This window comes from Streptomyces sp. PU-14G, assembly GCF_041028275.1.
Taxonomy (GTDB): Bacteria; Actinomycetota; Actinomycetes; order Streptomycetales; family Streptomycetaceae; genus Streptomyces.
In genome coordinates this window covers 1-15,090 of record NZ_JASKYT010000176.1, presented here as the reverse complement: position 1 = coordinate 15,090, position 15,090 = coordinate 1, and the positions used below count along the sequence as shown (strand labels likewise).

Annotated in this window: 12 protein-coding genes and 1 tRNA gene; 9 read left to right on the top strand and 4 right to left on the bottom strand. The window is 71.1% G+C overall.

The window, feature by feature from the left end; all coding sequences use genetic code 11:
- Positions 1-972: sensor histidine kinase (locus AB8Z75_RS20445; RefSeq protein ID WP_369204045.1), on the bottom strand; the 972-nt coding region annotated here is incomplete at its 3' end.
- A gap of 180 nt (positions 973-1,152) precedes the next feature.
- Here AB8Z75_RS20445 and AB8Z75_RS20440 point away from each other — a divergent pair.
- The 6 genes from AB8Z75_RS20440 (at position 1,153) to pth (ending at position 6,531) form a co-directional block, all read left to right on the top strand.
- A complete protein-coding gene (locus AB8Z75_RS20440; RefSeq protein WP_369204043.1) occupies positions 1,153-2,025 on the top strand; it encodes a hypothetical protein in 873 nt (290 codons plus the stop codon).
- A gap of 7 nt (positions 2,026-2,032) precedes the next feature.
- Positions 2,033-2,105: transfer RNA gene (locus AB8Z75_RS20435), tRNA-Gln, on the top strand.
- Positions 2,106-2,230: 125 nt separating this feature from the next.
- A complete protein-coding gene (glmU, locus tag AB8Z75_RS20430) occupies positions 2,231-3,781 on the top strand; it encodes a bifunctional UDP-N-acetylglucosamine diphosphorylase/glucosamine-1-phosphate N-acetyltransferase GlmU (protein WP_369204041.1) in 1,551 nt (516 codons plus the stop codon).
- Between the two features lie 153 nt (positions 3,782-3,934).
- Entirely contained in the window at positions 3,935-4,912 is a 978-nt protein-coding gene (locus AB8Z75_RS20425; RefSeq protein WP_369204039.1) for a ribose-phosphate diphosphokinase, read from the top strand.
- 242 nt (positions 4,913-5,154) lie between these two features.
- The gene (locus AB8Z75_RS20420) at positions 5,155-5,763 is read left to right on the top strand and encodes a 50S ribosomal protein L25/general stress protein Ctc (protein WP_369204037.1); all 609 of its coding nucleotides are present in this window, start codon (positions 5,155-5,157) and stop codon (positions 5,761-5,763) included.
- A gap of 174 nt (positions 5,764-5,937) precedes the next feature.
- Positions 5,938-6,531: an aminoacyl-tRNA hydrolase gene (gene pth, locus AB8Z75_RS20415; protein ID WP_369204036.1), complete on the top strand. Its 594-nt coding sequence runs from the start codon at positions 5,938-5,940 to the stop codon at positions 6,529-6,531.
- A gap of 8 nt (positions 6,532-6,539) precedes the next feature.
- On the opposite strand, the gene AB8Z75_RS20410 is transcribed toward pth, so the two are convergent.
- Positions 6,540-7,121 (bottom strand): DUF421 domain-containing protein, encoded by a 582-nt coding sequence (locus AB8Z75_RS20410; RefSeq protein ID WP_369204034.1) that lies wholly within the window; start codon positions 7,119-7,121, stop codon positions 6,540-6,542.
- A 432-nt stretch (positions 7,122-7,553) separates the two neighbouring features.
- On the opposite strand from AB8Z75_RS20410, the gene AB8Z75_RS20405 reads away from it, so the two are divergent.
- Positions 7,554-8,069, top strand: coding sequence for a hypothetical protein (locus AB8Z75_RS20405; RefSeq protein ID WP_369204032.1), 516 nt, complete (start codon positions 7,554-7,556; stop codon positions 8,067-8,069).
- 71 nt (positions 8,070-8,140) lie between these two features.
- Here AB8Z75_RS20405 and ppc read toward each other — a convergent pair whose 3' ends face one another.
- Positions 8,141-10,900, bottom strand: coding sequence for a phosphoenolpyruvate carboxylase (ppc, locus tag AB8Z75_RS20400; protein ID WP_369204049.1), 2,760 nt, complete (start codon positions 10,898-10,900; stop codon positions 8,141-8,143).
- Positions 10,901-11,243: 343 nt separating this feature from the next.
- Between ppc and AB8Z75_RS20395 the strand changes: the two genes are divergently transcribed.
- Together AB8Z75_RS20395 and AB8Z75_RS20390 are read left to right on the top strand one after the other, a co-directional pair.
- Positions 11,244-12,365 (top strand): acyl-CoA desaturase, encoded by a 1,122-nt coding sequence (locus AB8Z75_RS20395; RefSeq protein ID WP_369204030.1) that lies wholly within the window; start codon positions 11,244-11,246, stop codon positions 12,363-12,365.
- A 235-nt stretch (positions 12,366-12,600) separates the two neighbouring features.
- The gene (locus AB8Z75_RS20390; RefSeq protein WP_369204047.1) at positions 12,601-13,272 is read left to right on the top strand and encodes a TetR/AcrR family transcriptional regulator; all 672 of its coding nucleotides are present in this window, start codon (positions 12,601-12,603) and stop codon (positions 13,270-13,272) included.
- Between the two features lie 67 nt (positions 13,273-13,339).
- Here the strand turns inward: AB8Z75_RS20390 and AB8Z75_RS20385 are convergent, their stop codons facing one another.
- Complete coding sequence (locus AB8Z75_RS20385; RefSeq protein ID WP_369204028.1) at positions 13,340-14,977, bottom strand: amidohydrolase; 1,638 nt, start codon at positions 14,975-14,977, stop codon at positions 13,340-13,342.
- Positions 14,978-15,090: the final 113 nt, after the last annotated feature.

The window sequence follows — 15,090 nt, the reverse complement described above, 5'->3', positions numbered from 1 at the left end:
GCGTCCGGCCGCCCCGACGGACACCGGCTCCCCGGCCTCCCCGGCCCGCTCTGCTCCCTCTGACCACCGCTTCGCCGGCTCCGCCTTCGTGGTCTGACCGGCCTGGTCGGCCTGCCCGGCGTGGTCGGTCTGCCCGCCGTGCATCGGCTTCTCCGCGTCGCCGGACCTCAGCACACCCAGCATGGTCCGCAACTCGTCGAGAGCCTGGCGGCCCATGTCACCCACCAGCGCGGCGTTCCTGGAGGCCTTCTCCGGGTCCTTGAGCGCCACCGCCTGCAACGCCGCCGCGTGCACCACCATCAAACTCACCCGGTGGGCGACCACGTCGTGCATCTCGCGGGCGATCCGTGTGCGCTCCTCGTTGCGCGCCCACTCCGCGCGCTCCTCCGCACGGTCGGCCAGCAGCGACAGCTCCCGCTCCAGACCGTCGGCCCGCTCACGCAGCGACTCCACGAGCCGCCGCCGCGCCCCCACGTACAAGCCCAGCAGCACGGGCGGGGCCGTCACACCGATCGACATCAGCACGGCGGCCAGCGGAACGAACCACGCCGAAGGGTTGAAGTCCGGGTCCTGGCCGATGCTCTGCTCCAGCCGGAACGTGGTCATCGCCAGCATTCCCAGAGCGGTCATCGCAGCCAGCAGCCCGGTGATCCGCCGCGGCACCTCGGTCGCGGCCAGGGTGTAGAGACCGACCACGCAAAGAGCAGCACCCATGTCCGCGGGTATGACGGCGATGGCGACCAGGACGACGGCTATGGGCCAACGCCGCCGCAGCACCAGAGTCGCCCCCGCGACCACGCCCAGCACGACCGCCAGCCCGCCCGGAATGCCCGTCTCGCGGGCGAAACTCTGCCCCTGGAGCGCGCACTCCGCGGCGGAGGCCGCCGCGAGGCCGACATCGAGCACCGCACTCCGTGGTCGCTCCCACCACCACGGCCCGCCCCGCGCACGGTTGTCCCCCGTCTCGGTCATACCGACCAGCCTACGACCGCCGACCACCCCCTTTCCGGCCGAGCCCCGGAACACCCAGTTCCGCGCATCTGTCCGTGACCGGACGGTTTTGCAATCGAACAGGAATGAAATTCACTCGAACTCAGTAAGGGAACGTCTTTTCGCAGCGCACGGCGGAATTCCCCCGCAAGACTCACTCGTGTGACACAGACGCACGACGCGTACGAACGCCTACGCGAGCAAGTCCTCGCGCTGCGCCGCGAAGGGCTCAGCCGCCGCCAGATCCGCGACCGCCTGAAGATCCCCAACAACGACCTCCTCAACCGCCTCGTCCAGGGCGAACCCCCACCCGCCTGGACCCGTCGCCCCCACGCCAAGGACGACCTGCGGGAGCGCGCCCGCGAGCTGCGCCGCCAGGGCTGGACGTACGACCGGATCGAACTGGAGCTGGGCGTCTCGCGCAGCTCGGTCTCCCTGTGGGTGCGGGATCTGCCCAGACCCGCGCCCCGCTACACCGCGGAGGAACAGCGCGCCTTGATGCGGGCCGGGCTCTCGGAGCACCACAGAGCGCTGGACGAGCAGCGACTCAGGACGAAAGCCGCTGCCTGCGCGGAGATCGGTGAGCTGTCGGACAGAGAGCTGTTCCTGGTAGGCATCGGTCTGTACTGGGCGGAGGGCGCCAAGAGCAAGCCGTACCGCCGCTCGGAAAGCGTCAGCTTCGTCAACAGCGATCCCGGCATGATCCGTGTCTTCCTCGCGTGGCTGGATTTGCTCGGAGTGCAGAAGCAGGACCTACGGTTCCACGTCATGATTCACGAGTCCGCCGACGTCGAGAGCGCGGAGCGCTACTGGGCGGACCTGGTCGGGGTCCCCGCGGAGTCCTTCCTCAAGACAGCTCTCAAGAGGCACAACCCCAAGACGGTCCGCAAGAACGTCGGGGAGAGCTACCGGGGCTGCCTCGTGGTGCGCGTCCGACGTGGCGCTGAGCTCTACCAGCGCATCGAAGGATGGTGGGCAGGCATCTGCGCGTCGCAAACCCCGCCGACGAACCCAAGCGGGTCAGGTACGCTCTGAGCACCAATCCCCCGTGGTGTAATCAGGCAGCACCCTGAGTTTTGGTCTCAGTAGTCAAGGTTCGAATCCTTGCGGGGGAGCCCACCACGCACCACACCCGGACGCGCCCCCTCTCCCAGGCCCGACGGCGGCCATCCCCTTCCTTCGGCTGACCCCCCGGTATCCTGCGGGGCAGCACCCACCCCCGAAGCCGAAGGGCAACCCCGTGAGCGTCACTCGCCCGGCAGCCGTCGTCGTCCTCGCAGCGGGTGAGGGCACCCGCATGAAGTCGGCGACGCCGAAGGTTCTGCACGAGATCTGCGGCCGCTCCCTGGTCGGCCACGTGGTGAGCGCCGCGCGGGCGCTGGAGCCGCGTGAGCTGGTCGTGGTCGTCGGGCATGCGCGCGAGAAGGTGACGGCGCACCTGGCCGGGCTGGACGCGGATGTCCGTACGGCCGTGCAGTACGAGCAGAACGGCACCGGGCACGCGGTGCGCATGGCGCTGGCGGAGCTGGCCGACGGCGATCTGTCGGGCACGGTCCTGGTGACCTGCGGTGACACTCCGCTGTTGACGGGCGCGACGTTGCAGCAGCTGGCCGACACGCACGCAGCGGACGGCAACGCGGTCACCGTGCTGACGGCCGAGGTCCCGGACGCGACGGGGTACGGGCGCATCGTGCGGGACGCGGCGGACGGCGCGGTCACCGCGATCGTGGAGCACAAGGACGCGACGGAGGCGCAGCGGGCGCTGCGTGAGATCAACTCGGGTGTCTTCGCGTTCGACGGGCGGTTGCTGTCCGAGGCGTTGGGCAAGGTGCGGACGGACAACAGTCAGGGTGAGGAGTACCTGACGGACGTCCTCGGCATTCTGCGCGGCGAGGGGCACCGGGTGGGCGCGTCGCTGGCGGGTGACCACCGGGAGATCGTGGGGATCAACAACCGGGTGCAGTTGGCCGAGGCGCGTCGGATGCTGAACGGCCGGCTGGTGGAGGACGCCATGCTGGCGGGGGTCACGGTGATCGACCCGGCCACGACGTGGCTGGATGTGGGCGTGACGTACGAGCCGGACGCCGTGGTGCATCCGGGGACGCAGCTGCTGGGCGCCACGCATGTGGGCGCGGACAGCGAGGTGGGGCCGAACAGCCGGCTGGCCGATACCCGGGTGGGTGCGGGGGCGACGGTGAGCAACACGGTCTCCGAGGGCGCGGAGATCGGCGAGGGGGCGTCGGTCGGCCCGTACACCTATCTGCGTCCTGGTACGCGGTTGGGCCGGAAGGTGAAGGCCGGCAGTTACGTGGAGATGAAGAACGCGGTGCTGGGTGAGGGCACGAAGGTGCCGCATCTGTCGTATGTGGGTGATGCGGAGATCGGTGAGCACACCAACATCGGTGCGGCGAGCGTGTTCGTCAATTACGACGGTGAGAACAAGCACAGGACGACTGTGGGTTCTCACTGCCGGATGGGCGCCGACAACATGTATGTGGCACCTGTCACGGTCGGCGACGGTGCTTACAGTGCGGCCGGTTCGGTGATCACGAAGGATGTGCCGCCGGGTTCGCTGGCGGTGGCGCGGGGGCAGCAGCGCAACATCGAGGGCTGGGTGGCCCGTAAGCGCCCTGGTAGTGCGGCTGCGCTGGCTGCGGAGGCGGCGGTCGAGGCGGGGCGGGACGCGGCTTCGGGTGAGGGGGGCGCGGAGGCGTCCGGGGTGGCGGAGTCGGCTGGTTCGGTCCGTTCGCCGCGGGGTGCTGCCGGGCAGGTTCCGGCAGAGGAGGGTTAAGACCGGGTATCCGGTTGTATGACGTGGGGCGTACGGTTATGGGGAGCCTGATTGGCCATGCGGCCGAAAAACGACGCCGCCGCCCCCGCCAAACCGACGCCGCCGCCCCCCGCTGAGCCGTCGTGCGGCGCACCACACAGGGAGACAACAGCAGTGACCGGGATCAAGACGACCGGCGAGAAGAAACTCATGCTCTTCTCCGGCCGCGCCCACCCCGAACTCGCCGAGGAAGTCGCCAAGCAGCTCGGCATCGGCGTGGTCCCGACCAAGGCTTTCGACTTCGCGAACGGTGAGATCTACGTTCGCTTCCAGGAGTCCGCGCGCGGCGCCGACTGCTTCCTGATGCAGAGCCACACGGCCCCCATCAACAAGTGGATCGTCGAGCAGCTGATCATGATCGACGCGTTGAAGCGGGCTTCGGCGCGGAGCATCACGGTGATCGTCCCGTTCTACGGTTATGCCCGGCAGGACAAGAAGCACCGGGGCCGTGAGCCGATTTCCGCGCGCCTGATGGCGGATCTGTTCCGTACGGCCGGCGCGGACCGCATTCTGACCGTGGATCTGCACACGGACCAGATCCAGGGCTTCTTCGACGGCCCGGTCGACCACCTGTTCGCGCTGCCGTTGCTGGCGGACTACGTGGGTGCCAAGACCGACCGCAGCAAACTCACCGTGGTCTCTCCGGACGCGGGCCGGGTGCGGGTCGCCGACCGGTGGGCCGACCGGCTCGGTGCCCCGCTGGCCATCGTCCACAAGCGCCGTGACCCGGATGTGGCCAACCAGGTCACCGTGCACGAGGTCGTGGGTGATGTGGAGGGCCGGGTCTGCGTCCTCGTCGACGACATGATCGACACGGGCGGCACGATCTGCGCGGCGGCGGACGCGCTGTTCGCCAACGGTGCCGAGGACGTGATCGTCACGGCGACGCACGGCGTGCTGTCGGGTCCGGCGGCCGACCGGCTGAAGAACTCGAAGGTCAGCGAGTTCGTGTTCACGAACACGCTGCCGACCCCGGGTGAGCTGGAGCTCGACAAGATCACGGTGTTGTCGATGGCTCCGACCATCGCGCGCGCGGTGCGCGAGGTGTTCGAGGACGGTTCGGTGACCAGCCTCTTCGACGAGAACGCGTGAGCCGTCCCGCGCCGGGCCGGGACCGGGCGGTGCCGGGCAGGCCCGACGGGTCCGCGCACTGATCGATTTTTGACCGGCCTTCCTCGCCGCGTAGACTTCACGAGTCGCTCGGCGAGGGAGGCCGGTCCGTTTGTTTTCCGGGACCGGATGCTCCGTTATCGACGCGCGCTCTTCGTAGCAGGTCCGTCGGGACCGAGTGGCAACGCACTGTCCGAGTTTTTGTTGCCTACGAGGAGCGCAGCATGGCTGATGTGAATCTCACCGCCACCGTCCGCAATGAGTTCGGCAAGGGCGCCGCGCGCCGTCTGCGCCGCGAGGAGAAGATCCCCGCGGTCATCTACGGCCACGGCTCCGAGCCCGTGCACATCGCGCTGCCGAGCTACGACATGATGATGGCGCTCAAGACGCCGAACGTCCTGATCAACCTGGACATCGACGGCAAGAAGCAGCTGGTCATCCCGAAGGCCGTCCAGCGCGAGGCCATCCGCCAGTTCCTCGTCCACGTCGACCTGCTGGTCGTCAAGAAGGGCGAGAAGGTCCAGGTCGACGTGCCGATCCACATCGAGGGCGAGCTGGCCCCGGGCCAGAACCTGCTGGAGCACGTCTACAACTCGCTGCCGGTCGAGGCCGAGGCCACCCACATCCCGGAGACCATCACCGTCTCCGTCGACGGTCTGGACGTCGGCGACTCCATCCTGGCCAAGGACATCAAGCTGCCGGGCAACACCGTGCTGGCCATCGAGGGTGACGAGACCGTCATCCAGGTCCTCGGCGCCCAGGCGGAGGAGCCGGCGGCCGAGGGTGCGGAGGGCGAGGAAGGCGCGGCGGAGTCCGCGCAGGCCTCCGAGTAAGGACCCTGGCTGTACCTGTGCTGTGCGCGGGCGCCGGGCGGGCTGTACACGGCTCTGTCCGGCGCCCGCGCCGCACAGGGCACCGTGCGGCGCGGGCGCCGCGCTCTTCCTGCCCCGCACGCTGAGCGCCCCGACCGGCGCGCGCCTGACCGGATCGACCGAAGGACCACGCACATGGCGGCCACCACCGACCCCTGGCTCATCGCGGGCCTGGGCAATCCGGGTCCCGACTACGCAGGCAACCGCCACAATGTGGGTTTCATGGTCGCCGATCTGCTCGCCGGGCGGATGGGTGGCACCTTCAAGTCGGCGAAGGGGGCCCGCGCCCAGGTGCTGGAGGGGCGCGTCGGTGTCCCCGGTGTCAGCAGCACGCGCGTGATCCTGGCCAAGCCCATGTCGTACATGAACGTCTCGGGCGGCCCCACCAAGGCTCTGCTGGATTTCTACGGTGTGCCCGCCGCCCGCCTGGTCGTGGTCCACGACGAGCTGGACATCGACTACGGCGTCCTCCGTCTGAAGCTGGGTGGCGGCGACAACGGCCACAACGGTCTCAAGTCGCTCACCAAGCTGCTGGGCCGGGACTACTACCGCGTCCGGTTCGGCGTCGGCCGCCCTCCTGGCCGCATGCAGGTGGCCGACTACGTGTTGAAGAACTTCTCCTCCACGGAGCGCAAGGAGCTCGACTACTTCGTCGACCGTGCGGCGGACGCGTGCGAGGCCCTGGTGCTGGAGGGCCTGGAGAGGGCCCAGAGCACGTACAACAGCTGACGCGGCCCTCAGCCCTTGTCGCTCTGCTCGCGGCCGTTCGCGCGCAGGAGTTCCTCGATGGCCGCGAGACGCCCCTCGATGCGGTCGATGTCGGCCCGGGTGGACTGTGCGGCCTGGGGGTCGGGGACGATGAGGAAGCGGCCGTCCGGTTCGAGGCTGCCGCGTTCGACGGTGTCGATGCTGCCGCCGGTCTGCACGCGTACGGCCTGCTGGAGTTCGCCGGAGCGAAGCCCGAGCCGGCGCATCGCCCGCCGTACGACGCGGCCGTTCTCGATGACGGTGGTCGGGTCGCCTTCGAGCAGCTTGGCCGCGCGTGTGTCGGCGGCCAGCCACCGGTTCATCAGCGCGTTGACGGCCACCAGGGTGGCGGCGCCGACCACGCCGCCGAGGAGGCTGTAGTCGCTGCCGATGATGGCGTTCTGCACGACGTTGGAGAGCAGGAAGACGACGACGAAGTCGAAGGTGTTCATCGAGGCCAGTCCGCGTTTCCCGGAGAGCCGGAACAGCACGATGATGACGGCGTAGACCAGCACGGTGCGCAGGATCTTCTCGACGACGGGGATCTCGAGCGTCATCATGTCGTGCCACATGCCGGCGGCCTCCCTCTTGGTGCTCGCTTCCACAGTGGTGCCGCCGGGTCGGGGAACGCCTCTCAACGCGCGGAGGGAGCGGGAAACGGGGTGGCGGCGGCGCTCCTGTGGTGGCGGGCCGTCGGGCCGGACGGCCGAGCCGTGCGGACGGCTCCGGGCTCCGGGCCGCGGACGGCTCCCGGCTCCGGGCTGCGGACAGCTCCGGACTCCGGGCTCCGGGCTCCGGCTCCCGGCTCCCGGCTCCCGGCTCCCGGCTCCCAAGGGACGTCCCCGGTGCCGGCCGGTGAGCCGGTGCTCGTGCGCCACGTCGTGCGGACCGTGCGGGAGCCGCGTCCGCTCACCGGAGGGGCGACTTCCGATAGTGGCGCAAGCGCGTACAAGACGGTCGGTCGAGGTTGACCGGTAACCGTCAAGTAGCCAAGGATCTCCGCCATGTCTTCACGAGTCGCCCAGACGAAGATCAAGCGGAGCCGCGTGCGGCGGCTCGGTGAGAGCGCGTTCGGGATGCTGTTGCTGGCGCGGGCCGCACTGATGGCGCTGATCGCGCTGGTGCTGGTGGTGGCGGGTGTGTGGACCTCGTGGGACACCGCGTCGGTCGCCATGACGGGGGACGAGCGCGGCACCGTCACCGTCAGCACGTGCGGCGACGAGAGGTGCACCGGGACGTTCTCCCCGGCGGGCACGGGCAAGTCGTCGAAGGTGACGGTTTCGGAGTTCGTCTCCGGTGGCCGGGGCGAGACGCTGGAGGTGGCGCGGAAGCCGGGCGAGGACCACGTCGTACGGACGGGGCCCGCGGGCGTGCTGTACGCCTGGGTGCCGCTGGGCGGCTCCCTGCTGCTGGCGTCCCTCGTCATCGCGGGCGGTCTGCGGATGCGGAAGACGGCGCTGGCCACCGGGGTGTGCGGGGCGCTGGTCATGGGCGGGGCCTGGGCCCTGCTCACCTTCTGAGTCACCCACAAGAAGAAGACGAAGAAGAAGGAGGAGCAGCGCCCAGGCCCCGTCGGCCCTGCCGCGGAGGCTCAGCCGGTGTTGCGCAGGCCCGCCGCCACGCCGTTGACGGTGAGCAGCAGGGCGCGGCCCAGGGTCTCGTCCGGCTCCTGGCCCGCAGCCGCCGCCTGCCGCTGGCGGTCCAGCAGGGAGACCTGGAGGTAGGAGATCGGGTCGAGGTAGGCGTCGCGGATCTTGAGCGTCTGCTTCAGGACCGGGTTGGACTCCAGCAGCTCGCTCTCGCCTGTTATACGCAGGACTTCCTCGACGGTGAGGGCGTGTTCGGCCTCGATGGTGGCGAAGACGTGCCGCAGCTCGTCGGGGACGAGGGTCTCCACGTAGTGGCGGGCGATCCGCAGGTCCGTCTTGGCCAGGGTCATCTCGACGTTGGCCAGGAAGTTGCGGAAGAAGTGCCAGTAGGTGTGGGCCTCTTCGAGCACGCTGTCGAGTCCGGCTTCGCGGGCGGCCTTGAGGCCGGTGCCGACGCCGAACCAGCCGGGGACGATCTGCCGCGACTGGGTCCAGCCGAACACCCACGGGATGGCGCGCAGCCCGTCGAGCCCGGCGCCGGTGTCGGGGCGGCGGGAGGGGCGGGAGCCGAGGTGGAGTTCGGCGAGCTGGTCGACGGGGGTGGAGGCGAAGAAGTACGCGGGCAGGTCGGGGTCCTCGACCAGCTTCCGGTACGCGTGGTGGGCGGCGTCGGAGACGGTGTCCATGGCCGCGTCCCAGCGGGCGAGCGCCTCGTCGGACTGGCGGGGCGCGGTGTGCAGCGCCGAGGCCTGGAGGGTGGCGGAGACGGTCAGCTCCAGGTTCTCCCGGGCGAGGGAGGGCACCAGGTACTTGTCGGAGATGACCTCGCCCTGCTCGGTGACCTTGATCTCGCCTTCCAGGGTGCCCCAGGGCTGGGCGAGGATCGCGTCGTGGGTAGGACCGCCGCCGCGGCCGACGGTGCCGCCGCGGCCGTGGAAGAGGCGCAGCCGCACGCCGTGCCGGTGGGCGACGTCGCGCAGCCGGCGCTGGGCGCGGTGGATCTCCCACTGGCTGGTGGTGATGCCGCCGAACTTGGAGGAGTCGCTGTAGCCGAGCATGACCTCCTGGAGGTCGCCGCGGAGGGAGACCAGCTTGCGGTAGGAGGGGTCGGAGAGCATCGCGTCGAGGAGCTCGTCGGCGATCTTGAGCTCGTCGGTGGTCTCCAGCAGCGGGACGATGCCGATCTTGGCCCAGCCGCCGTGCAGGTCGATCAGTCCGGCCTCGCGGGCGAGGACGGCGGCGGCGAACACGTCGTCGGCGCCCGCGCACATCGACAGGATGTACGACTCGATGACCTCGGGCCCGAAGGTGTCCAGGGCCTTGCGCACGGTCTCGAAGACGCCGAGGGTCCTGGCGCCCTCCGCGTCCAGCGGTGCGGGGCTCGGGGAGAGCGGGCGGCGGGAGCGCAGCTCCTTGGCGAGCAGGCGCTGGCGGTAGTCGCGCGGCATGTCCGCGTACCGCCACGACTCCTCGCCGAGCCGGTCGAAGAGCTGACCGAGGGCGTGGTGGTGGGCCTCGGCGTGCTCGCGGACGTCCATCGTGGCGAGTTGGAGGCCGAAGGCGGCCAGGGTGCGCAGGGCGCGCTCCAGGCGGCCGTCGGCGACCAGGCCGCCGCGGTGTTCGCGCAGCGAGTCCTGGACGAGTTCCAGGTCGTCGAGGAGTTCGCCGGTGCCCAGGTAGTCCCAGCCGGGCGTGTGGGGCAACTTCTCGGCCAGCCGCGTGCGGGTGTTGAGGAGCTTCTGGCGGATGCAGGTGGCCTTGAGCCGGTAGGGCTCCTCCGCGTTGAGCCGCTTGTAGCGGGGGCTGATCTCCGGCAGCCGCGCCAGGTCGGCCTCCAGGGAGTCCAGCAGGGGCTGGGTGGCGCCGCAGTTGCGGATGGAGTTGGACAGGGCGCCGCGCAGCTCGTCGACGTGGCTCAGGGCGTCGGTGATGCCGTGTTCGTGCTGGAGGATCAGCACGTCCCAGGTGACCTGGGGGGTGACGTTGGGGTTGCCGTCGCGGTCGCCGCCGATCCAGGTGCCGAACGTCAGCGGGCGGGTGCCGGACGGCAGCGGGGCGCCTGCCCGCTCCAGCTCGGCGGCCAGGTCCTCCAGCACGTCGCCGACGGCGCCGCGGTGCAGCTCGTCCAGGTAGTAGATGGCGTTGCGGGCCTCATCCGCCGGTTCGGGGCGGGCGACGCGCAGCTCGTCGGTCTGCCAGATCAGGTCGACGTTCTCGGCCAGCCGCAGGTCGCTGCGGCGCCGCTCGGCCCCGCCGATGGCGTTGTCGGACTCCTCCAGCAGCTCCGCGATCTTGCGCAGCTTGGTGAGGACCGAGCGGCGGGCCGCCTCGGTGGGGTGCGCGGTGAAGACGGGGCGTACCGACAGGTTGCGCGCGGTGTCCGCCAGGTGCGCGGGGTCGGCGTCCTTGAGCATGTCGGCGGTGCGGGCCAGCATGCCGCCGTCTCCGGCGCGGCGGGCCCGCAGCTCGCGGCCGCGGTGCACCTGCTCGGTGACGTTGGCCAGGTGGAAGTAGGTGGAGAAGGCGCGGACCAGCTTGGTGGCGGTCTCGATGTCGGTCTCGCCCAGGAGCGCGGCGGCGGCCTCACCGTCGCTGCGGGTGAGGGCGCGGACGCGTTCGACCAGGTCGAGGAGTTCCGCGCCCTCCTGGCGGACGAGGGTCTCGCCCAGCAGGTCGCCGAGCCTGCGGATGTCGGCGCGCAGGGCGGAGGTGGCCTCGACGGCGTCGGCGCCCTCGCCGTGGCCACCGCCGAGGGTGTCCACACCGAAGGTGTCGTCGAGCGGGGCGGGGTCACTCGATCCGGGCGCGTTCCGCGAGGGGGTCGAGGCGGGTGGATTGGTGTCGGCGCTGCTCACAGGTGCTGCTCCCTTGGGGGGTTCTCGTCCCTTGCGGGGTGGCTTCGGGCAGGTGGCGGACCGCGCTGTCCGACGGCACAAGGATAGGTCGGCCCCAGCGTGGTACAGCACCTCTGTCCGAGGCGTGGGCACCGCGCGGCGTGATCGTGCCCGGTGCGCACCCCTCTTGTCCCGTGTCCTACGGCTGCCATACTTACGACGCCGTAGGTTACGGAACCGTAGCCAAGCCGAGGTCCAATGAGGGACATCTATGACGACTAGTCCGGACGTGCTCGACAGTTCGCCGGAGGCCGCCCCCGCCGCCGGCACGGCCGCGGGAGCCGAGGCCGGCGCCTCCCCCGCCCCGGCTCCCTCCGCGACGCTGGGCGGTGAGCAGCGCCGCTCGGTGGAGCAGATCGCGCTGCTCGCCTTCATCACCGTTCCGTTCATCGCGCTGGTGGCGGCCGTGCCGCTGGCCTGGGGATGGGGGGTGAGCTGGCTGGATCTGGGGCTGCTGGTCGCGATGTACTTCATCGGCTGCCACGGCATCACGATCGGCTTCCACCGGTACTTCACCCACGGCTCGTTCAAGGCCAAGCGGCCACTGCGCATCGCGCTGGCCATCATGGGCTCCCTGGCCGTCGAGGGCCCGCTGGTGCGCTGGGTCGCCGACCACCGCAAGCACCACAAGTTCTCCGACGCCGAGGGCGACCCGCACTCACCCTGGCGCTACGGCGAGACGATCCCCGCGCTGATGAAGGGCCTGTGGTGGGCCCACATGGCGTGGATGTTCGACGAGGAGCAGACGCCGCAGCACAAGTACGCGCCCGACCTGATCAAGGACCCGGCACTGCGTGCCATCTCCCGCCAGTTCGTGCTGTGGACGGCGGTCTCGCTGCTCGTCCCGCCGCTGGTGGGCGGCCTGGCCACCTGGTCGTGGCAGGGCGCGCTGACGGCCTTCTTCTGGGGCTCGCTGGTCCGCGTGGCGCTGCTCCACCACGTCACCTGGTCGATCAACTCCATCTGCCACGCGGTGGGCAAGCGCCCCTTCAAGTCGCGGGACCGCTCGGGCAACGTGTGGTGGCTGGCGGTGCTCTCCTGCGGCGAGTCCTGGCACAACCTGCACCACGCCGACCCGACCTGCGCGCGGCACGGCGTCGAGCGCGGGCAGATCGACTCCAGCGCCCGTCTCATCCGCTGGTTCGAGAAGGCCGGCTGGGCGTACGACGTGCGCTGGCCCAGGCGCGAGCGTCTGGAGACCAAGCGGAACAAGGACGGATCGCCCCGCCGCAGGGCCGGCGCGGGCGGCGCGGGCGAGGCGGCCTCGTCCGACTCCCGGGGTGCGGCCTCGTCCGACTCCCGGCGTGAGGAGCGGGTGGCCGGGGCGGCATGATGCTGTGCTGACCCAGGGGCCCGGCCCCTGGGTCCCCAGGCCAGCCCCTGGGACCCCACACAGCCACACGACAGGGAAGGCCCACCCCGTGCCGACCGACGAGACGCCGCAGCCGTTCGGCGACGCGCCGCATCCGTACACCGGAGCGACACCGGCACCCGACGGTGCGAGGCCGCCGGCGCACCTCGGTGCGCTGTCCGGGCCGAGCATCCCCGACGGCACGAAGGGGGGAAAGATAGACAAGGGGGGCAGGGGGGACAAGGCAGTCAGGGGTGCCAAGCCTCCCAAGCGCGCCCGCCGCCGGATGACGGGCAAGGAGCGCCGCGAACAGCTTCTGGACATCGGCCGCACCCTCTTCGCCGAACGCGGTTTCGAAGGCACCTCGGTCGAGGAGATCGCCCACAAGGCCGGGGTGTCCAAGCCCGTCGTCTACGAGCACTTCGGCGGCAAGGAGGGCCTCTACGCCGTCGTCGTCGACCGCGAGATGCGGCGGCTGCTGGACATGGTGACCGGAGCGCTCACCGGCGGGCACCCCCGCGAGCTGCTCGAACAGGCCGCTTTCGCCCTGCTCGACTACATCGACCACTACACCGACGGGTTCCGCATCCTGGTGCGCGACTCCCCGCTGCCGCAGTCCACCGGCACTTTCGCCTCCCTCATCTCCGACATCGCCACCCAGGTCGAGGACATCCTCGGCCGCGAGTTCAAGTCGCGCGGTTTCGACGCGAAACTCTCCCCGCTGTACGCGCAGGCCCTCGTTGGCATGGTCGCCCTGACGGGACAGTGGTGGCTCAACGTCCGCAAACCGAAGAAGTCCGAGGTCGCCGCCCACCTGGTCAACCTCGCCTGGCACGGGCTGGACGGTCTGGAACAGAAACCGCGGCTGATAGGGCACCGGCGGTCGTAACCGGCCGCCGGTGCCCTGCCCGCCCGCCGCGCCGGGCAGGGCGGCGGGTGGGCGATGCCGCGTCCTCTCACTCCGCCTCGTGCACCACCCGCCCGTCCACCACGGTCATCCGCACGGGCACGTCCACGAGTTCCGCCGCGGGGACGGTCAGCGGATCGGCGGCGAAGGCGGCCAGGTCCGCGCGGTGGCCGACACGCACACGCCCCGCGTACGCGGCCTCGCCCGCGACCCGCGCGGGGGCGACCGTCATGGCGTGCAGCGCCTCGGCCGCGGTGAGCGCCTGCTCGGGGCGGACGGGGACGCGCCCTGGCTCGTGCGGCGGGCGCCGCAGCCGGGCGGCGGCCAGCACCTCCCGCGCGTCGAAGTGCGCGATGGGCCAGTCGGAGCCCAGGACGAGCGGCGTCCCGGCGTGCAGCAGATCCGCGCAGCGGAAGGCACGGTCGGCGCGCATGTGACCGAGCCTGGTCGACCAGTTGTCCGTGTGGTCCGCGAGGGTGTACTGCGCGTGGCTGGGCTGCATGGAGGCGGCGACGCCCGAGCCCGCGAACTTCTCCACCAGCGCGTCGGAGGCCGTCTCGATGTGCTCGACGCGGTGCAGGGCCCCGCCCGTGGCCGCTCCCAGCGGGGCGAGGCAGCTCAGTGCGTAGTCGACCGCCGCGTCCCCGATCGCGTGCGTCGCGGTGGGCACGCCCGCCCGCGCGAGCGCGGCCACCGCCTGCGCGTACCTGTGGGGCGGCAGCCAGAACGAGCGCGTCGACTCCCCGTGGCAGTCCGGCTCGTGCAGCCAGGCGGTCCCGTTGTCGATGGTGCCGTCCATGAACAGCTTGACCCCGTCGACCTTCCACAGGCGGCCACCGGTGCCCTGCAGGGCGACGAGTTCGCGCAGCCCCTCCTCCCCCGTGCCCGGCTGGCACCAAGGCGCGCAACGCAGCCGCACGGTCACGCCGCCTTCAGGGTCCCGTTCCTCCAGCGCGCGCAGGGCGGCGAGGCTGCCGTCGTGCAGGTCCATGGCGTGGCCGCCGGTCAGCCCGGTGGCGTTCATCCGCGCCATCAGCGCGCGCAGCCCCGCGGCCAGTTCACCGGCGTCCGGAGCGGGCGCGGCCTTCTCGACGAGTGCCTTGGCCGGCTCCTCCCGCAGCTCACCCGTGGGGCGCCCCGCCGCGTCGCAGACGACCTGGGCCGTGCTGTCGGTGAAGGCGACGGGGCCGGTCACCCCGGCGAGTTCGAGAGCGCGCGAGGAGGCCAGCGCCGCGTGCCCGTCGAAGAGGGTGAGCAGCGCCGGGGCACCGTCCAGCACCTCGTCGATCAGCCGACGGTGCGGCGCCCTGCCGCCCAGCGCGTTGGGGTCGAGACCGAACCCGACGATCCAACCCTCGCGCCCTTTGCCGCGGCCCGCGCGGCGTTCCCCCGCCAAGGCCGCGCGCACCGCCTCGGGCGTACGGCAGCCCGACAGGTCCACCCCCTGGGTCATCGCGATCCCGCTGACGGGGTGGATGTGCCCGTCCGTCAGCCCCGGCACGACGACCATGCCCGCCCCGTCCACCACCCGGGTACGCCCGTCGCACTCCGCCCGCACCTGAGCGTCGTCACCGACCGCGGTGAGGACACCGTCCCGCACCGCAACCGCCGTCGCACGCGGCGCGGCGGAGTCGAAGGTGTGGACAGTGGCGTTGAGAACGGCGAGGTCGGCGAAGTGACGTGACACGGGTGGCTCCTTGTCCGACCGGCGGGGCGCGGCGCCGCGCCCYGCCGGTGCGGTGTGGTTCTGGTCGGGTCGGGCGGGTCGCCCCCGCCGGTCGGACAAGGAGCCACCCGTGT

Coding starts and splice junctions, on each gene's coding strand:
- AB8Z75_RS20420 (WP_369204037.1), top strand. CDS start 5,155: ATGGCTGATGTGAATCTCACCGCCACCGTCCGCAATGAGTTCGGCAAG.
- pth (WP_369204036.1), top strand. CDS start 5,938: ATGGCGGCCACCACCGACCCCTGGCTCATCGCGGGCCTGGGCAATCCG.
- AB8Z75_RS20410 (WP_369204034.1), bottom strand. CDS start 7,121: ATGTGGCACGACATGATGACGCTCGAGATCCCCGTCGTCGAGAAGATC.
- AB8Z75_RS20405 (WP_369204032.1), top strand. CDS start 7,554: ATGTCTTCACGAGTCGCCCAGACGAAGATCAAGCGGAGCCGCGTGCGG.
- AB8Z75_RS20395 (WP_369204030.1), top strand. CDS start 11,244: ATGACGACTAGTCCGGACGTGCTCGACAGTTCGCCGGAGGCCGCCCCC.